We start from the raw sequence: 17084 nt of genomic DNA, 5'->3' as shown, positions 1-17084 counted from the left end.
GAAGCTTGTGTGTAGGAGCGCCCTTGGGCGCGATGCTCTTGTACTGGCATCCACCGGAAAGCATCGCGGGCATGGCCCGCTCCTACAACAGCGCAGGATGTGACCGGACTTGCCGCAACCGCGCGCGTGGCGCACGATTCCCGCCATGAATGACCTCGCCGCCGTCGATACGAAGCCCGCCCTGCCCCAGTGCGTCATCAACTGCGTGGTCTACGACCAGGGCGGCAAGCGGCGCGACATCGGGCTGGACGAGATCAGCGACGTGCTGGCCGTCGACGACGGCAGTTTCATCTGGGTGGGGCTGTACGAGCCGGCGGACGCCATCCTGGAGAAGCTGCAGGAGGAGTTCTGCCTGCACGACCTGGCCGTGGAGGACGCGCAGAATGCGCACCAGCGCCCGAAGCTGGAAGCCTACGGCAACTCGCTGTTCGTGGCCGTGCACACGGCGCAGGTGGTGGACGACCGCATCCGGTTCGGCGAAACCCACGCCTTCCTGGGCCCGCGCTACCTGGTGACGGTGCGGCACGGTGCGTCGCTGTCGTATGCGCCGGTACGCGAGCGCGTGCAGCGCGAACCCGATCTGCTGGCGCTCGGTCCGTCGTACGGGCTGTATGCGGTGCTGGATTACGTGGTCGACAACTACCGGCCGATCATCGACCAGTTCAAGCAGACGCTGGATGCCCTGGAGAAGGACATCTTCTCCGACACCTACCGGCGGGTGACGGTGGTGAAGCTGTACGAGCTGAAGCGCGAGTTGACCCAGATGCGGTTGGCGGTGGCGCCACTGCAGGACGTGCTGGCGCAGCTGACGCGCTCGCAGAGCGCACTGATCCCGGAAGAGGTGCGGCTGTACTTCCGCGACGTGCAGGACCACGTGCTGCGCGTCAACGAGTACACCGACACCCTGCGCGAAATGCTCACCACGGCGCTCAGCGTGAACCTGTCGCTGGTGACGCTGGCGCAGGGCGAGATCGTCAAGCGGCTGGGTGCATGGGCCGCACTGCTGGCCGCCCCCACGCTGATCACCAGTTGGTATGGCATGAACTTCGAACACATGCCCGAGCTGGCCGGCCGCTTCGCCTATCCCCTCCTGATCGCCGGCGTGGCGCTGGCCTGTTTCGGCCTGTACCGCCTGTTCAAGCGCTCGCGCTGGCTCTGACGCCCTACGCCGTCGGATTGCGACCAAAGTCGAAGGCCGAATCGGCCGTTACGGATTGACCGGCCTTCCGCATGGGGGGACCCTTGTCTGGACTTGTCGGAGGGTTTCCGGATGAACGGTTTTTCCAAGATCGGCTGGGCGGCGCTCGCGCTTCTCGGCGCGGTGTGCCTGGGTGTGGTGGCACTGCGCCAGGGCGAGCAGATCAGCGCGCTGTGGATCGTCGTGGCGGCGGTGTCCATCTATCTGGTGGCATACCGCTACTACAGCCTGTACATCGCGAAGAACGTGATGGGGCTCGACCCGACCCGCGCGACGCCTGCGCACATCAACAATGATGGCCTGGACTACGTGCCCACCAACAAGCACGTGCTGTTCGGCCACCACTTCGCTGCCATCGCCGGCGCCGGGCCGCTGGTCGGCCCGGTACTCGCCGCACAGATGGGCTACCTGCCCGGCATGCTCTGGCTGATCGCGGGCGTCGTGCTCGCGGGCGCGGTACAGGACTTCATGGTCCTGTTCATCTCCAGCCGCCGCAATGGCCGCTCGCTGGGCGATCTGGTCCGCGAGGAAATGGGCCAGGTGGCCGGCACCATCGCGCTGTTCGGCGCGTTCCTGATCATGATCATCATCCTGGCGGTGCTGGCGATGATCGTGGTGAAGGCGCTGGCCGAAAGCCCATGGGGCATGTTCACCGTCATCGCCACCATGCCCATCGCGATCTTCATGGGCCTGTACATGCGCTACATCCGGCCCGGCAGGATCGGCGAGATTTCGGTGGTCGGCATCGTCCTGCTGCTGCTCGCCATCTGGTTCGGCGGCAAGGTCGGCGCGCATCCCACCTGGGGCCCGGCGTTCACCTTCACCGGCACCCAGATCACCTGGATGCTGATCGGCTACGGTTTCGTCGCCGCCGTGCTGCCCGTGTGGCTGCTGCTGGCGCCGCGCGACTACCTGTCGACCTTCCTCAAGATCGGCGTGATCGTCGCGCTGGCCATCGGCATCGTCATCGCCAGCCCGGAAGTGACCTCGCTGAAGATGCCGGCGCTGACCCAGTTCGCCAGCTCCGGCGATGGTCCGGTCTGGAAGGGCGGCCTGTTCCCGTTCCTCTTCATCACCATCGCCTGCGGCGCGGTCTCGGGCTTCCATGCGCTGATCAGCTCGGGCACCTCGCCCAAGCTGCTGGCCAATGAAACCCACATCCGCTACATCGGTTACGGCGGCATGCTGATGGAGTCGTTCGTCGCCATCATGGCGTTGGTCGCGGCCTCGATCATCGAGCCGGGCGTGTACTTCGCCATGAACAGCCCCGCCGCCGCGATCGGCACGAGCGCGGTCGACGTGGCCGCGAAGGTCAGCAGCTGGGGCTTCGTAGTGACGCCGGAGATGCTGACGCAGACAGCGCACGACATCGGCGAGGGTACGATCATCTCGCGCGCCGGCGGCGCACCCACGCTGGCCGTGGGCATTGCGGTGATCCTGCACGACGCGCTGCCCGGCGGCGACGCGATGATGGCGTTCTGGTATCACTTCGCCATCCTGTTCGAAGCGCTCTTCATCCTGACCGCGGTCGATGCGGGCACGCGCGCCGGCCGCTTCATGCTGCAGGACCTGCTGGGCAACTTCATCCCGCCGCTGCGCAAGACCGACTCGTGGGGCGCCAACGTCATCGGCACCGCCGGCTGCGTCGCACTGTGGGGTTACTTCCTGTACCAGGGCGTGGTCGACCCGCTGGGCGGCATCAACACATTGTGGCCGCTGTTCGGCATCGCCAACCAGATGCTCGCCGGCATCGCACTGATGCTGTGCACGGTGGTGCTGTTCAAAATGAAGCGCGACCGCTACGCCTGGGTCACGGTGGTCCCGGCGATCTGGCTGCTGATCTGCACCACGTATGCGGGCCTGATCAAGATCTTCGACAGCAATCCGGCAATCGGCTTCGTCGCCCAGGCGAAGAAGTACCAGCTGGCCATCGCCGACGGCCAACTGCTCGGCACGGCGAAGAGCATGGCCCAGATGCAGCAGGTGGTGGTCAACAGTTACATCAACGCCGGTCTGACCGCCCTGTTCCTGTTCGTGGTGTTCAGCGTGCTGGTGTACGCGCTGCGCGCCATCGCCAAGGCACGCGCCAGCAGCACGCGCACGGACCGCGAGACGCCCTACGTCGCGCTGACCGACGAGCAGCAAAAGGCGTGGCTGTAAGCCATGGGCACCGAACTCGTCCCGCTCTCGCACTTCGCCACGCACAAGCGTGTGTGGCGGAGGCTGGTGCAGACCGCGCGCCTGTGCTGCGGCATCCCCGACTACGACAACTACGTCCGGCACGTGCTGGAGAAGCATCCGGACCGCGAACCGATGGACTACAAGACCTTCTTCCGCGAACGGCAGGAAGCGCGCTTCGGCGGCAGGAGCGGGTTCCGCTGCTGCTGAGCGGTTAGGAAGGAGAACGAAAAGGGCGAAGCCAATGGCTTCGCCCTTTTCTTTGGATCCGTTGTAGGAGCGACGTCAGTCGCGACCGGAAACTCCAACGTCGCGACTCACGTCGCTCCTACAGCAGCATGGCGATGGCTCAACCTTGCCCTGCCATCCCGCGCAATACCACGCCGACCACGTAGGCGGCGACCGTACCCGTCGCGTACCCCAGCGCACCCAGCAACGCACCCACCGGCGCCAACGACGGATGGAACACCGTCGCCACCACCGGCGCCGACGCGGGGCCGCCGATATTGCTCTGCGAACCCATGGCGAAGTAGAAGAACGGCACCTTGAGCACTTTGGCAAGCAGGGCCAGCAGCACGATATGGACAAGGATCCAGATCAGACCCAGTGCCAGCAGCCACGGCTTGTCGGCCAGCGAGCCGATGTCCATCTGCATGCCGATGCAGGCGATCAGGATATAGAGGAACAGCGCACCGATCTTCGACGCACCGGCACCGTCCAGCGTGCGCGCGCGGGTCAGGCTCAGGCCGAGGCCGACGAATGTCGACAGCACGACGACCCAGACGAAGGGCTCGTGCAGGCTGACCTGTTTCGCCCACGCCACATTCTGCGCGAACCACGACGAGGCCGGGCCCGCGATGGCGTGCGAGAGACCGACGGTGCCGAAGGCGATGCCCAGGATGACCATCAGGTCGGGCAGCGTGGCCACGCGCTCGTGCTGCTTCTGGTAGCTGGCGAGGCGTTCCTTCAGTTCCTCGATCGCGCGCGTGTCCGCGCCCGTGCGGGCGTCGATCGCCTGCGCGCGGTTGGCCAGGAAGATCAGCACCGCCATCCACACGTACCCAACGCTGACGTCAACGACCACGAACTGGCCGAACGTCGTCTCGTCGACCGCGAACACCTCCTTCATCGCCAGCATATTCGCGCCGCCGCCGATCCAGCTGCCCGCAAGCGCCGCCATGCCACCCCATGTGTCGCCGGCCACGGTTTCAGGATGGATCAGCCCCATCAGCCAGAACGCCACCCAGGCACCGATCATGATGCTGATCGACGCGCCCGCGTACATCGCCAACAGCTTCGGCCCCAGCCTGAGTACACCCTTCAGATCGATGGTCAGCGTCAGTAGCACCAGCGCGGCCGGCAACAGCACGCGGCTTGCCACGGGGTTGTAGAGCTTGCTCGCCCCACCGTCGATCAACCCCACGCTGTTGTAGATGCCGGGGATGAAGTAGCACAGCAGCAGCGCCGGCACGTAGGTGTAGAACTTCTTGAAGAAGCCCGTCTCGCGCGACGATGTCCAGAACACGACGCCCAGCGTAGCGGCGATCAGACCGAAGAGGACGATGTCGTTCTGGATCAGCGCAGTGGAAGGTTCGGTGGCTTCGATCGCCATCGGCGGGATTCTCCTTCATTCAAAGAGAAAGGACCGGCATGACCGGCCCTTTCGTACAGGCCTCAACGGCCGATGTGCTGCTTCAGCCAGGCGTTGACGGTGTCGTGCCACAGGATGCTGTTCTGCGGCTTGAGCACCCAGTGGTTTTCGTCGGGGAAGTACAGCAGCTTGGATTCGATGCCCTTGCGCTGCAGCGCGGTGAACGTGGACAAACCCTGGTCCACCGGCACGCGGTAGTCCTTCTCGCCCTGCACCACCAGCATCGGCACGCGCCACTTGGCGACGTGGTTGACCGGGTTGAACTTCTCGTAGTTCTCCGGCTTGTCGAACGGCGTGCCGCCGTTCTCCCACTCGGTGAACCACAGCTCCTCGGTCACGTAACCCATCGAACGGGTGTCGAACACGCCGTCGTGGTTGACCAGGCACTTCCACGGCTCGTTCCAGTTGCCGGCGATCCAGTTGATCATGTAGCCGCCGTAGCTGGCGCCCAGTGCGCAGGCCTTGCCGCCGTCGAGGAAAGCGTACTTCTGCTGCACCGCGGCCCAGCCCTTCTGCAGGTCTTCCAGCGGGCGATCGCCCCAGTGCTGGCTGATCGCATCGGTGAAGGCCTGGCCGTAGCCGGTCGATCCATGGAAATCGATCATCACCACCGCATAGCCCTGGCCCGCGTAGGTCTGCGGATTCCAGCGATAGCTCCAGCCGTTGCCGAAGCTGCCCTGCGGACCGCCGTGGATCAGGAAGGCGACCGGGTACTTCCGGCCTTCCACGTAATCGTGCGGCTTGACCACGTAACCGTGCACGGTCTCGTTGTTCCAGCCGGTGAAGGTGAACTGTTCGAAGTCGCCGAAGCTGACATCCTTCAGCATGTCCTGCGCGCTCGGCGTGATCGCACGCAGCGGCGCACCCGCCAGGGTGGTGGTGAACAGCTGGTCACCCGTCTTCAGCGTGTTGCGGGTGAACGCCAGGGTGTCGCCAGCGATGTCGAAGGCCGAGATGCTGCCCTCGGCGACCACCGGCTTCGCCGTGCCGCTGGCGACATCGACGGCGAACAGCGGGTGCTGGCCCACATCCTGCGCGGTGGTGTAGATCGTCGCGCCATCCTTCGACACCACGATGCCGTCGGCGGAACGGTCCCACGATGGTGCGATCTCGCGCACCTGCTTCGTCGCCAAGTCCATCGCCATCAGGCCGAAACGGTCCGCCTCGAAGCCCGGACGCTTCATCGCGCGGTAGTACAGCGTCCTGCCGTCCGCGCTGAACACCGGACCGGTATCCCATGCAGGGTTGGCGGCGGTCAGGTTGACCGGCGCGCTGCTGCCGTCGGCGGCGATCTTGTACAGGTCGAAGTTGGTCGACCACGCCTCGCCCTTGCCGGCCACACGGATCGCGGCAACGACCGACGTACCATCCGGCGACCAGGTGTACTCATCGGCGCCACCGAACGGCTTGGACGGCGCATCGCCATCCAGGCCATCGGTCAGCGAAGTGGCACTGGCAACGGGCTTCGCCTTGCCTTCCGGCAGTGCGGCGACGAACAGGCGGCTGCGGCGCCCATCGGCCCAGGTGTCCCAATGACGGACGAACAGGCCGTCGTACACCACGCCGCTGCTCTTCTTGGCGGCGGTGTCGTCCAGCTTCTTCTTCGTGCAGGCAAAGTCGGCCTTGCAGTCGGCTAAGGTGTCGGTGCTGAACAGCACGCGCGTCCCGTCGGGCGACAGCTTGTAGCTGGCCACATCCAGTGCGAATGCCGTCAGCTGGCGCGGTGCCCCACCGGACAGTGGCATGGCATACAGCTGCTGCGTGCCGGACTTCGCGCTGAGGAAATAGACCGTCTTGCCATCCGGCGAGAACGACGGCGAGTTGACGTTCCACCCTTCCGGCGTCAAGCGCTTCGGCGGCGCCATGTCGCGGGTCAGCAGGTTGCGGACCCACAGGCTGCTGCTGGCCTTGACCATGTCGGCATCGACGATGCGCTTGGCGAACACGATCGTGCCACCATCCGGCGACAGCACGGGCGAGGACACGCGGTCCAGCTTCTGCAGGTCGCGTACATCCAGGCCGCGCGCAGCGGCGAGCGACGGCAGCGCCGCCAGCAGACAGAGGGGCAACAGGGCGGATCTGAGGTTCATCCGGGGCTCCGGCGACAGGAAAACCCCGATGTTAGGCGCTAAATGCGCCGCGGCGCAAAGGCGTGAAGTCACGCCCTTGCGCCGTGCAGCCGCTTAATGCGGGCCGGACCCCGCCTCACCCAACGCCTTGGACCTGGCGCCGGTGCGGTACAGCAACCAGCCCACGATCGCCAGGATCATCAGGCCGACGATCTCGCCCTGCTGGAAGGCCTCCGGCAGTACCAGCACGTCGCGATCCTTGGACACGTAGATGGCGATGCCCACCGCGATGCCCATCAGCGCCTCGCCGGTGATCAGGCCCGCGGCGAACAGCGTGCCGGGGCGATGGATGCGGTCGCGCGCTTCTTCGTCCTTCGTACCCACCATGCCGTGACGCTTCTCCACCAGATAGGCCAGCAGGCCGCCGAGGAAGATCGGCACCATCAATTCGAGCGGCAGATAGATGCCGATGGCCGCGGCCAGCACGGGCACGCGGAAACTGCTCTTGCGGGCCTTCAGCATCTCGTCGATGGCGATGATGACCGCACCGATGACCGCGCCGATGCCGATGATGCCCCACGGCAGCTCGCCGCCGAACAGACCTTTCGCCACCGACGCCATCAGCGTGGCCTGCGGCGCGGACAGCGGATTCGGATGTTCGGCCGTCGGCGCGCCGATGCCGTAGGCCTCGGAGAGGATGTTCAGCACCGGCGCCATGATCAGCGCGCAGGAGAACGCGCCGATGCCCAGCATCAGCTGCTGCTTCCAAGGCGTCGCGCCGACCAGGTAGCCCGCCTTGAGGTCCTGCAGGTTGTCGCCGCCCACCGCCGCGGCGCAGCACACCACCGCGCCGATCATGATCGCGGCCACGGCACCCAGCGGCGCCCCGCCCGCCCCCACGGCCATGCGCCCGCTCTCGCCCAGCAGCAACAGCAGCACGACCGAGGCGAACAGGATGGTGGCGATGGTGATGCCCGACACCGGATTGTTCGACGAACCGACCAGGCCGGCCAGATAGGCCGATACCGAGACGAACAGGAAGCCCGCCACGATCATGATGATCGCCATCGGGATGCTGACGTGCCACATGCCGACGATGGCCTGGTACAGCAGCAGCAGCGGCAGCACGAAGACCACCAGCGCCACCAGCATCCACTTCATCGGCAGGTCGCGCTCGGTCTCGGCGACATCGGCGCCACCGGACCCGGCACGCGCGGCGGCGATCCCGCTCTTCACGCCCGACAGCAGCGACTTGCGCAGGGAGAACAGCGTCCACACGCCGCCGATCAGCATGGCGCCGACGCCGAGGTAGCGGATCTTGGCCGACCAGATGGCGCCGGCCACGTCTTCGGGGCCTGCACCCGCGATGCTCTGCGCCAACGCAGGATCGGTGCCCAGGAACGCCATGTGGTAAAGCGGGATGGCGATGTGCCAGGACAGGATGCTGCCGGAGAGCACCACGATGCCGATGTTCAGGCCCACGATGTAGCCCACGCCCAGCAGCGCCGGCGACAGGTTGGTGCCCAGATAGCCCAGGTACTTGCCGAAAAAGCCCGCGCCCGCGGCCGTGTCCGGGATCAGGCGCATGCCGCTGTGGGCGGCGACCTTGAGCACGGCGCCGATGGCGGCGGAGAACGCCAGGATCTTCAGGCCGGGGCCCGGATTTTCACCGGCCTTCAGCACTTCGGCCGCCGCTTTGCCTTCGGGGAACGGCAGCGGCTCCTCGACGATCATCGAGCGGCGCAGCGGCACCGAGAACAGCACGCCGAGCAGACCGCCGAGACCCGCGATGGCCAGCACCCAGGAATACTGGAAGTCCTGCCAGTAGCCCAGGATGATCAGGGCGGGGATCGTGAAGATCACGCCGGCCGCGATCGACGAACCGGCCGAGGCGCCGGTCTGCACGATGTTGTTCTCCAGGATCGTGCCGCCGCCCAGCAGGCGCAGCACGCCCATCGAGACGACGGCCGCCGGGATGGCGGTGGCCACGGTCAGGCCGGCGAACAGGCCCAGATAGGCATTGGCGGCCGACAGCACGACGGCCAGCACGATGGCCAGCACGACGGCGCGGAAGGTAAGTTGCGGGGTCCCCTGGGGGCTCATTGCACGTTCCCGGATTGCGGAAAGCCGACACGCTAGCGTCCGCTGCCCGGCAAGTCCAGCCGGGAGGGGCCTGCCGGTACCATCGCTATACTGCCGCCCGGACCCCCGCCGGAGCGACGCTTGCAATCCCCTGCCCCCATGGCCGCCGGCCGCGACGACTTCCTGGGCCACCCCAAGGGCGTCTACGTCTGCTTCTTCACCGAGATGTGGGAGCGCTTCTCCTTCTACGGGATGAAGGCACTGCTGCTGTTGTACCTGACCAAGTATCACCTGTTCGCCGACGGCGCGGGCTACGACCTGATCGGGGCTTACGGCGGGCTGGTCTACTGCGTGCCGGTAATCGGCGGCGTGCTGGCCGACCGCTGGCTGGGCATGCGCAAGGCGGTGGTCTTCGGTGGATTGCTGCTGGTGGCCGGCCATGCGGGCATGGCGCTGGAAGGTGCGGCGGCAACGATGGAAAGTGGCGTGGTCACGCGCGATGAAGGCGCGCTGCGCACGATGTACGTATCGCTGGCGCTGATCGTCATGGGCGTCGGCTTCCTGAAGCCGAACATCACCGGCATCGTCGGCCGCCTGTATCCGGCGGGCGATCCACGCCGCGATGGCGGCTTCAGCCTGTTCTACGCCGGCATCAACCTGGGCGCCCTGCTCGCCTCGCTGGTGTGCGGTTACCTGGGCGAGACGCTGGGCTGGAAGTATGGCTTCGGCGCGGCCGGCATCGGCATGCTGCTGGGGCTGGCCATGTTCCTCTGGGGCCAACGCTACCTGCATGGCCACGCCGAACCACCCACACCCGCGGCGTTGCGTGCACGCGTATGGGGCGTCCCGCGGGAATGGCTGATCTACGCGGGCGCCGCGCTGGGCGTACTGCCGGTGGCCTGGCTGATGTGGGCGGCAGCCAACGGCGCGTTCGCGCTGGGCGGCGAGTTCTCGCTGGCGCTCGCGCTGATGTTGTTGGTGCTGGCCGTGGTGATGGCGTGGTTCCTCTGGTTCATCACCACCCAGTGCACGCCGGTGCAGCGGCGCCAGATGCTCGCGCTGATGGCGCTGATCCTCATGTGTCTGGTGTTCTTCACCCTGTACGAGCAGACCTACGGCTCGTGGGTGATGTTCACCGACCGGCTGCTGACCAAGGACCTGTTTCCGTCGCTGGTACAGCCGGCATCGGTGGTGGTCTGGTCGGACAGCCTTGCCGCGAACGTCGCGCTGTTTTTTGGCAGCGCACCGTGGTCCACCTGGGCCCTGCTGGCCATGCCGCTGTCGTTCGTGATCGCGTCGCGCTGGTCGGAGCGGAGCGTGCATCCGGCCCCCCCTCGCGTGCTGTTCCTGGGAACCGCGGTCCTGATGGTGCTGCTGGTACTGCGAGACTCGCTGGTCCTGCCTCAGACCGCCGGTTCGCTCACTTATCTGGGTGCGATGTTCCTGGTGGTGCTCGCACCGCTGTTCGCCTGGCTGTGGGCCACGCTGGGGCGCCGCGGCCGGGATCCGTCCAAACCGGTGAAGGGCGCACTGGGCCTGCTGTTCGGCGGCCTGTCCTTCATCCCGCTGGCATTGGCCGCACAGCAGGTGGGTGCCACCGGCATGGTCGCGAGCGTGTGGTGGCTGGTGCTGGCCTATCTGCTGCTGGAGATCGGCGAGATGTGCCTGGCGCCGGTGAGCCTGGCGGCGGTCACCGAATTGTCGGTGCCGCGCGTGGTGAGCTCGATGATGGGCATGTGGCTGCTGGCGACCGCGTTCTCGGAAACGCTGGCGGCGCAGTTCGGAAAGCTCGCCGCGATGGACGTTCCCGCCAACGGAGCCGTGGACATCGCCCACGCCGCCACCGGCTTCGCTGACCTGTTCTGGCTGATGATGTGGATCGGCCTGGGCTGCGCCGCCATCGCGATGCTGGCATCGCCGTGGTTGCGACGGGCGATGCGCGCTGCGGACTGAACCCGTGCGTGCATCGCCTGCGGCCCGGATCAGCTGCCCAGCACCTGCTTCAGGCCCACGCGCCACTCGGGAAGCACATGGCCGAGCACCCCTTCCAGCTTGCCGATGTCGAGGCGGGAGTTGCCGGGTCGACGGGCCGGCGTCGGGTAGTCGGACGTGGCGATGGGAGTCACCTTGGGGGCGCGTGAGATAAGACCACGTGCCAACGCCTCTTCAAAAATGGCTTCGGCGAACCCGTGCCAGCTCGTCTGGCCACGAGGCGTCAAGTGAAACGTCCCCGAAGGCGCATCCTGCAGACCCAGCAGTTCCGTCGTGACATCCGCGATCAGCGGCGCCGGCGTGGGCGTACCGATCTGATCGGCGACCACGCGCAGTTCGTCACGGTCCGCGCCGAGCCGCAGCATCGTCTTCATGAAGTTGTGGCCATGCCGGCCGTAGACCCAGGCGGTGCGCAGAATCAGGTGCCGCCCGCCGGCCGAACGGACCGCATCTTCGCCAGCGAGCTTGCTGGCGCCGTAGACACCCAGCGGCGCGGTCGGATCGTCCTCGCGATAAGGCCGCGAGCCCTGCCCATCGAACACGTAGTCGGTCGAGTAGTGGACGAACGGAATGTCTCGCAGGGCGCATGCGTGCGCCAATACGCCCGGGGCCTCCGCATTGGTACGGAAGGCCGCATCGGCATCGTCCTCGGCCTTGTCCACCGCCGTGTAGGCCGCGGCATTGACCACGATGGCCGGTGCCACGCGCTCGACGAGCTCCGCAAGACTGTCGGGGTGATCGAAATCGGCCACTTCGCAACGCGCACCCTCGGGCAACTCGCCGGAGCGCGTGGTAACGACCACGTCGCCCAGCGCACGCAGACTTCGCCTCAGCTCATGCCCGACCTGGCCGTTGCCGCCGAACAGCAGGACGGTCATGGCGCGTATGTCGGCAGCCGCTCCGGCGCCACATCCGCGAGCAGGGGCGCGACGGCGTCCTTGGCCGACAACTGCGGCTCCGCCACCGGCCAGTCGATGCCGATGGCCGGATCGTCCCAGCGCACGCCTGCATCCGCCGCCTTGTCGTATACGGCCGTGCACAGGTAGCTGAATACCGCGCGCTCCGACACAACGGCGAAGCCATGCGCGAAGCCTTCCGGCATCCAGAACTGCCGCTTGTTCTCGGCGCTGAGCATCACCGCCGCCCATTGACCGAAGGTCGGCGACCCACGGCGGATGTCAACGGCCACGTCATACACTTCGCCCTCCAGCACGCTGACCAGCTTGCCCTGGGGATTCGGCCATTGGTAATGCAGGCCGCGAAGGACGCCGCGCGCCGATGACGATACGTTGCTCTGGGCGAAGGCGGTCGGCAGACCATGCTGACCGTAACGCTCCGCATTCCAGGTTTCGAAGAAGAAGCCCCGTTCGTCGCCGAAGACTACCGGCTCGATCACGATGCACCCTGGCAACGATGTTTCGATCACCTTCATCGTACGACCCGACGCGCCGCCAGCGACAGCAGGTACTGGCCGTAGCCGTTCTTGGCCAACGGCGCGGCGAGCTTCTCGACCTGTGCGGCATCGATCCAGCCATTGCCGAAGGCGATCTCCTCGGGGCAACACACCCGCAGGCCCTGGCGCGCCTCGATCGTCTCGATGAAATTGGAGGCTTCCAGCAGTGATTGGTGCGTGCCCGTATCCAGCCAGGCATGGCCGCGGCCCAGTGGCTCCAGGTGCAGCGCGCCGGCTTCGAGATACCGCCGGTTGAGGTCGGTGATCTCCAGTTCGCCGCGCGGCGAAGGCTGCAGCTCCGCCGCATAGTCGCTGGCGTGGCCGTCGTAGAAATACAGACCGGTCACCGCGTAGTTCGAACGTGGATGCGCCGGCTTTTCCTCGATGCCGATCACGCGTCCATGGGCATCGAACTCGGCGACGCCATAGCGCTCCGGATCGTTCACCCAGTATCCGAATACGGTAGCGCCCTCGCTCCGCGCATCGGCGCGACGCAGCATGTCGGTGAAACCGTGCCCGTAGAAGATGTTGTCCCCCAGCACCAGGCAGCTCGGCTGTCCGGCCACGAAGTCCCGACCGATGAGATAGGCCTGCGCCAAGCCGTCCGGGCTCGGCTGCGCAGCGTACTGGATGTCCATGCCCCACTGGGAGCCGTCGCCCAGCAACGCCTTGAACAGTGCCTGCTCATGAGGGGTATTGATCACCAGCACTTCGCGGATGCCCGCCAGCATCAGCACGCTGAGCGGGTAGTAGATCATCGGCTTGTCGTACACCGGCAGCAGTTGCTTACTGATCGCCTGCGTCAACGGATAAAGACGCGTACCCGAGCCGCCGGCGAGGATGATGCCCTTGCGCTTCGTCATCGCATCCACCTCAGACGGCCGTGCCGATACGTTCGAGGCGGTAGCTGCCGTCCAGCACGCGCTTCACCCAGGCCTGATTGGCGAGATACCAGTCGACGGTCTCCGCGATGCCCTGTTCGAAGGTGTATTCGGGCTCCCAGCCCAGTTCGTCGCGCAGCTTGGACGCATCGATCGCATAACGGCGGTCGTGCCCAGGGCGATCGGCCACGAAGGTGATCTGGCTGCTGCGCGGCTTTCCATCGGCGCGCGGCACCCGTTCATCGAGCAATGCGCAGATCGTGTGGACGACTTCGAGGTTCTGCTTCTCGGCATTTCCGCCGACGTTGTACGTCTCGCCCACGCGCCCCTTCTCCAGGACGGTGCGGATGGCGCGGCAATGGTCGCCTACGTACAGCCAGTCGCGTACGTTCTTGCCGTCGCCATAGACCGGCAACGGCTCCCCGGCGAGCGCGCGGGCGATGATCAGCGGGATGAGCTTCTCGGGGAAATGGTAGGGGCCGTAGTTGTTCGAACAGTTGGTCGTGAGGACCGGCAAGCCATACGTGTGATGGAACGCGCGCACCAGATGATCGGAGGCCGCCTTCGAGGCCGAGTACGGGGAGTTGGGCGCGTACGGCGTGGTCTCGGTGAACCGGCCGGTATCGCCCAGCGAGCCGTAGACCTCGTCGGTGGACACATGCAGGAAGCGGAACCGCTCGCGCGCCTCCCCTTCCAGTCCCTTCCAATGGTCGCGGACCGATTCCAGCAACCCGAGGGTACCGACGACGTTGGTCTGGATGAACGCCGAGGGCCCGTCGATCGAACGGTCCACATGGCTCTCGGCGGCGAAGTTCACCACCGCATCCGGGCGATGCTCGGCAAGCAGCCTGGCGACCAGCGCTCGGTCACCGATGTCGCCCTCGACGAAGACGTGCAGGGGGTCGTCCTGTACCGAAGCCAGCGTATCCAGATTGCCCGCGTACGTGAGCGCATCCAGGTTGATGACTTTCACGCCGCTCGCGATGGCGCGCAGGACGAAATTACCCCCAATGAAACCGGCTCCGCCGGTCACCAGCCATGTCGGCACGCTACTGCTCCTTTCAACTCAGCTTGATTGCGACTCCAGCGACATTGAGACGGTTCAGAACGGGATATCGTCGTCCGCGAAGTCGTCCATCGGCGCCGACTGCGAGGCCGGTGCGGGCGCCGGACGGCGCTGGCCGCCGCCCTGGCTGCCATAGTCCTGCCGGGGTGCCCGGGCCGGGCGGTCTCCGCCCGCGCCACCACCGCCGCCTTCACGGCCACCGAGCATCTGCATCTCGTCGGCGATGATGTCGGTGGAGTACTTCTCCTGTCCGTCCTGGCCGGTGTACTTGTCGTAGCGGATCGAACCTTCGACATACACCGAGCTGCCCTTGCGCAAGTATTCGCCGGCGATCTCGCCGAGCTTGCCGAAAAACACCACGCGGTGCCATTCGGTGCGCTCCTGCTGGTTGCCGTCCTTGTCCTTGCGCACGCTGGTGGTGGCCAGGCTGATCCGGGTGATCGCCATGCCGCCCTGCGTATAGCGGGTTTCGGGGTCGTTGCCGAGGTTGCCGACCAGGATGACTTTGTTGATGCCGCGGGCCATATCGATATCCGTTCAGGGATGCCCGCCAAACGCGGGCAAAGACCAGTGGAGTATACCTGTCGGATCCCGGCCATCGGCCTTCCGGCGGTTCACATGTAGGGTATTGCCGCAGCCAAGCCCCTATAATTCAGTGACTTCCCCGTGCCCTGCCTCATGTCCGTCGTCGCCCCCCCCCGCACCGCCCTGGCCCTGCCCGGCATCCAGTCGCTCGCCCAGGCCGACATGGCCGCCGTCGATGTCCTGATCCGGGCGCGCCTGGCCTCGGATGTGGTGCTGATCAACCAGATCGCCGACCACATCATTTCCGCCGGCGGCAAGCGGCTGCGGCCCATGCTGGTGGTCCTGGCGGGCCAGGCCTGCGGCCCGACCACGCCGGACCACCACCAGCTGGCGGCCATCATCGAGTTCATCCACACGTCCACCCTGCTGCACGACGACGTGGTGGACGAATCCGACCTGCGCCGCGGCCGCAGCACGGCCAACGCCCTGTGGGGCAACGCACCCAGCGTGCTGGTGGGCGACTTCCTGTATTCGCGCAGCTTCCAGTTGATGGTGGAGCTGGACCGCATGGACGTGATGCGCCTGCTGGCCGACACCACCAACCGCATCGCCGAAGGCGAAGTGCTGCAACTGCTGCACGTCCACAACCCCGACACCGACCAAGACGCCTACCTGCGCGTGATCGAACGCAAGACGGCCGTCCTGTTTGCGGCGGGCACCCAGTTGGGCGCGATGGCGTCGGGCGCCGAAGCCGCCACGCAACGGCGTCTGTACGACTACGGCATGGCGCTGGGCTATGCCTTCCAGATCGCCGACGACGTGCTGGACTACACGGCCGATGCCGATGCGCTGGGCAAGAACCTGGGCGACGACCTGGCCGAGGGCAAGGCCACGCTGCCGCTGATCCATGCGATCCGCCATTCCGATGCGGCCACCGCCGAGCGCCTGCGCGCCATCGTGCAGGAGGGCGACGCGGGCGCCATGCCCGAGGTACTGGCCGCCATCCGTGCGACCGGCGGGCTGGAGTACAGCCGCGCGCGTGCGCATCACTATGCGGCGATGGCCGAACTGGCGCTCGAGGGCCTGCCCGAATCCGATGCGCTGGCCGCGCTGCGCGGCCTGGCCCGCTACGCGGTGGAACGCGGGCACTGACCCGCGCCCCACTTCACTTCGCGAACACGTCCTGGAAGAAGTCCGCCATCATCCGGTAGGCGCGTCGGGCCGAGGGTGCGTGGTAGACGCAACCCGGCGGATTCTGCGCATCGGATTCGGCGAAGCAGTGCACCGCGCCGCCGAAGTTCACCAACTGCCAGTCGGCCCCGCCCTTGCGCATCTCGTCTTGGAAGGCGGTGATCTCCGCCGCGGATACGTAGGTGTCATCGCCCCCGTTGAGCACCAGCACGGGCGACTTCACCGGACCGGCGGCGGGCAGGTCGGTGGCGAGTCCGCCATGCAGGCTGACCACGCCCGACAACGCATCGCCGGCGCGCACGAGCTCCAGCACCGTGCTGCCCCCGAAGCAATAGCCGAACGCACCGATCCGCGCGTGGTCCACCAATGTAGCGGGCTGCCGCTTCAATACCTCGACGGCCTTCTGCACGCGCGCCCGCAATTTCGGCCGATCGGCACGCATCGCCGTGGCCACCGGGCCGGCCTCGGCATCGGTCTTCGGACGGATACCCTTGCCGTAGACATCGGCGACCAGCACCACGTAGTCGTCGCCGGCGACCAGGCGCGCCTTCTCTATGGCGGAATCGTTCACGCCCTTCCAGTTGGGCACCATCACCAGGCCGGGACGCGGTCGTTTCACCGCATCGTCGTAGACGAGAACCCCGGCGAACGTGTCGCCGCCGATCTTCCATTCCACAGGCTTGGCGATGGGCGCGGCGAACAGGGTGGACGACCAGAGAAGCGAGAACACAGCAGTCAGCAGCAGTCGACAACGCATGGCGGGCTCCTCGTGTGGGCAGGCTGAGGCACCAGTCTACG

The 17084-nt window shown here is 66.4% G+C and carries 14 protein-coding genes; 5 read left to right on the top strand and 9 right to left on the bottom strand.

Annotation, left to right across the window (positions count from 1 at the left end):
* The first annotated feature begins 145 nt into the window (after positions 1-145).
* From corA to V8246_RS09555, 3 genes are all read left to right on the top strand, one after another.
* Positions 146-1159, top strand: a complete 1014-nt coding sequence (gene corA, locus V8246_RS09565; RefSeq protein WP_336188898.1) for a magnesium/cobalt transporter CorA — start codon at positions 146-148, stop codon at positions 1157-1159.
* Between the two features lie 111 nt (positions 1160-1270).
* On the top strand, positions 1271-3358 hold the full coding sequence (locus tag V8246_RS09560; protein WP_336188897.1) for a carbon starvation CstA family protein: 2088 nt from the start codon (positions 1271-1273) through the stop codon (positions 3356-3358).
* A 3-nt stretch (positions 3359-3361) separates the two neighbouring features.
* Positions 3362-3586 (top strand): CstA-like transporter-associated (seleno)protein, encoded by a 225-nt coding sequence (locus tag V8246_RS09555; protein ID WP_093490326.1) that lies wholly within the window; start codon positions 3362-3364, stop codon positions 3584-3586.
* A gap of 139 nt (positions 3587-3725) precedes the next feature.
* Here V8246_RS09555 and V8246_RS09550 read toward each other — a convergent pair whose 3' ends face one another.
* From V8246_RS09550 to V8246_RS09540, 3 genes are all read right to left on the bottom strand, one after another.
* On the bottom strand, positions 3726-4988 hold the full coding sequence (locus V8246_RS09550; RefSeq protein WP_336188896.1) for a DUF819 family protein: 1263 nt from the start codon (positions 4986-4988) through the stop codon (positions 3726-3728).
* A gap of 62 nt (positions 4989-5050) precedes the next feature.
* A complete protein-coding gene (locus tag V8246_RS09545) occupies positions 5051-7117 on the bottom strand; it encodes a S9 family peptidase (protein ID WP_336188895.1) in 2067 nt (688 codons plus the stop codon).
* A 93-nt stretch (positions 7118-7210) separates the two neighbouring features.
* Positions 7211-9199 carry an oligopeptide transporter, OPT family gene (locus V8246_RS09540; RefSeq protein ID WP_336188894.1) on the bottom strand — a complete coding sequence of 663 codons (1989 nt, stop codon included), beginning with the start codon at positions 9197-9199 and terminating at the stop codon, positions 7211-7213.
* 138 nt (positions 9200-9337) lie between these two features.
* Between V8246_RS09540 and V8246_RS09535 the strand changes: the two genes are divergently transcribed.
* Positions 9338-11131 (top strand): oligopeptide:H+ symporter, encoded by a 1794-nt coding sequence (locus tag V8246_RS09535; protein ID WP_336189084.1) that lies wholly within the window; start codon positions 9338-9340, stop codon positions 11129-11131.
* Positions 11132-11160: 29 nt separating this feature from the next.
* Here the strand turns inward: V8246_RS09535 and rfbD are convergent, their stop codons facing one another.
* From rfbD to V8246_RS09510, 5 genes are read right to left on the bottom strand one after another with little or no spacing between them, the layout of a single operon-like run.
* Positions 11161-12048, bottom strand: coding sequence for a dTDP-4-dehydrorhamnose reductase (rfbD, locus tag V8246_RS09530; protein ID WP_336188893.1), 888 nt, complete (start codon positions 12046-12048; stop codon positions 11161-11163).
* Positions 12045-12602: a dTDP-4-dehydrorhamnose 3,5-epimerase gene (rfbC, locus tag V8246_RS09525; protein WP_336188892.1), complete on the bottom strand. Its 558-nt coding sequence runs from the start codon at positions 12600-12602 to the stop codon at positions 12045-12047. The genes rfbD and rfbC overlap by 4 nt, the downstream gene beginning before the upstream one ends.
* Positions 12599-13486, bottom strand: coding sequence for a glucose-1-phosphate thymidylyltransferase RfbA (gene rfbA / locus V8246_RS09520; protein WP_336188891.1), 888 nt, complete (start codon positions 13484-13486; stop codon positions 12599-12601). The genes rfbC and rfbA overlap by 4 nt, the downstream gene beginning before the upstream one ends.
* Positions 13487-13496: 10 nt before the next feature.
* Positions 13497-14552: a dTDP-glucose 4,6-dehydratase gene (gene rfbB / locus V8246_RS09515; RefSeq protein WP_336188890.1), complete on the bottom strand. Its 1056-nt coding sequence runs from the start codon at positions 14550-14552 to the stop codon at positions 13497-13499.
* A 54-nt stretch (positions 14553-14606) separates the two neighbouring features.
* Positions 14607-15095, bottom strand: coding sequence for a single-stranded DNA-binding protein (locus V8246_RS09510; RefSeq protein ID WP_336188889.1), 489 nt, complete (start codon positions 15093-15095; stop codon positions 14607-14609).
* A 153-nt stretch (positions 15096-15248) separates the two neighbouring features.
* Between V8246_RS09510 and V8246_RS09505 the strand changes: the two genes are divergently transcribed.
* Entirely contained in the window at positions 15249-16247 is a 999-nt protein-coding gene (locus V8246_RS09505) for a polyprenyl synthetase family protein (protein WP_336188888.1), read from the top strand.
* 13 nt (positions 16248-16260) lie between these two features.
* On the opposite strand, the gene V8246_RS09500 is transcribed toward V8246_RS09505, so the two are convergent.
* Positions 16261-17043, bottom strand: coding sequence for a dienelactone hydrolase family protein (locus V8246_RS09500; protein ID WP_336188887.1), 783 nt, complete (start codon positions 17041-17043; stop codon positions 16261-16263).
* Positions 17044-17084: the final 41 nt, after the last annotated feature.

The organism is Pseudoxanthomonas sp. F11, from assembly GCF_037046485.1.
Lineage (GTDB): Bacteria > Pseudomonadota > Gammaproteobacteria > Xanthomonadales > Xanthomonadaceae > Pseudoxanthomonas_A.
The sequence above is the reverse complement of the archived record's forward strand: the minus strand, read 5'-3'. Positions and strand labels throughout refer to the sequence as shown.

Bases quoted from the DNA above. Each gene is read 5' to 3' on its own strand.
- corA (WP_336188898.1), top strand. From the start codon at position 146: ATGAATGACCTCGCCGCCGTCGATACGAAGCCCGCCCTGCCCCAGTGC.
- V8246_RS09560 (WP_336188897.1), top strand. From the start codon at position 1,271: ATGAACGGTTTTTCCAAGATCGGCTGGGCGGCGCTCGCGCTTCTCGGC.
- V8246_RS09555 (WP_093490326.1), top strand. From the start codon at position 3,362: ATGGGCACCGAACTCGTCCCGCTCTCGCACTTCGCCACGCACAAGCGT.
- V8246_RS09550 (WP_336188896.1), bottom strand. From the start codon at position 4,988: ATGGCGATCGAAGCCACCGAACCTTCCACTGCGCTGATCCAGAACGAC.
- V8246_RS09545 (WP_336188895.1), bottom strand. From the start codon at position 7,117: ATGAACCTCAGATCCGCCCTGTTGCCCCTCTGTCTGCTGGCGGCGCTG.
- V8246_RS09540 (WP_336188894.1), bottom strand. From the start codon at position 9,199: ATGAGCCCCCAGGGGACCCCGCAACTTACCTTCCGCGCCGTCGTGCTG.
- V8246_RS09535 (WP_336189084.1), top strand. From the start codon at position 9,338: ATGGCCGCCGGCCGCGACGACTTCCTGGGCCACCCCAAGGGCGTCTAC.
- rfbD (WP_336188893.1), bottom strand. From the start codon at position 12,048: ATGACCGTCCTGCTGTTCGGCGGCAACGGCCAGGTCGGGCATGAGCTG.
- rfbC (WP_336188892.1), bottom strand. From the start codon at position 12,602: ATGAAGGTGATCGAAACATCGTTGCCAGGGTGCATCGTGATCGAGCCG.
- rfbA (WP_336188891.1), bottom strand. From the start codon at position 13,486: ATGACGAAGCGCAAGGGCATCATCCTCGCCGGCGGCTCGGGTACGCGT.
- V8246_RS09510 (WP_336188889.1), bottom strand. From the start codon at position 15,095: ATGGCCCGCGGCATCAACAAAGTCATCCTGGTCGGCAACCTCGGCAAC.
- V8246_RS09505 (WP_336188888.1), top strand. From the start codon at position 15,249: ATGTCCGTCGTCGCCCCCCCCCGCACCGCCCTGGCCCTGCCCGGCATC.
- V8246_RS09500 (WP_336188887.1), bottom strand. From the start codon at position 17,043: ATGCGTTGTCGACTGCTGCTGACTGCTGTGTTCTCGCTTCTCTGGTCG.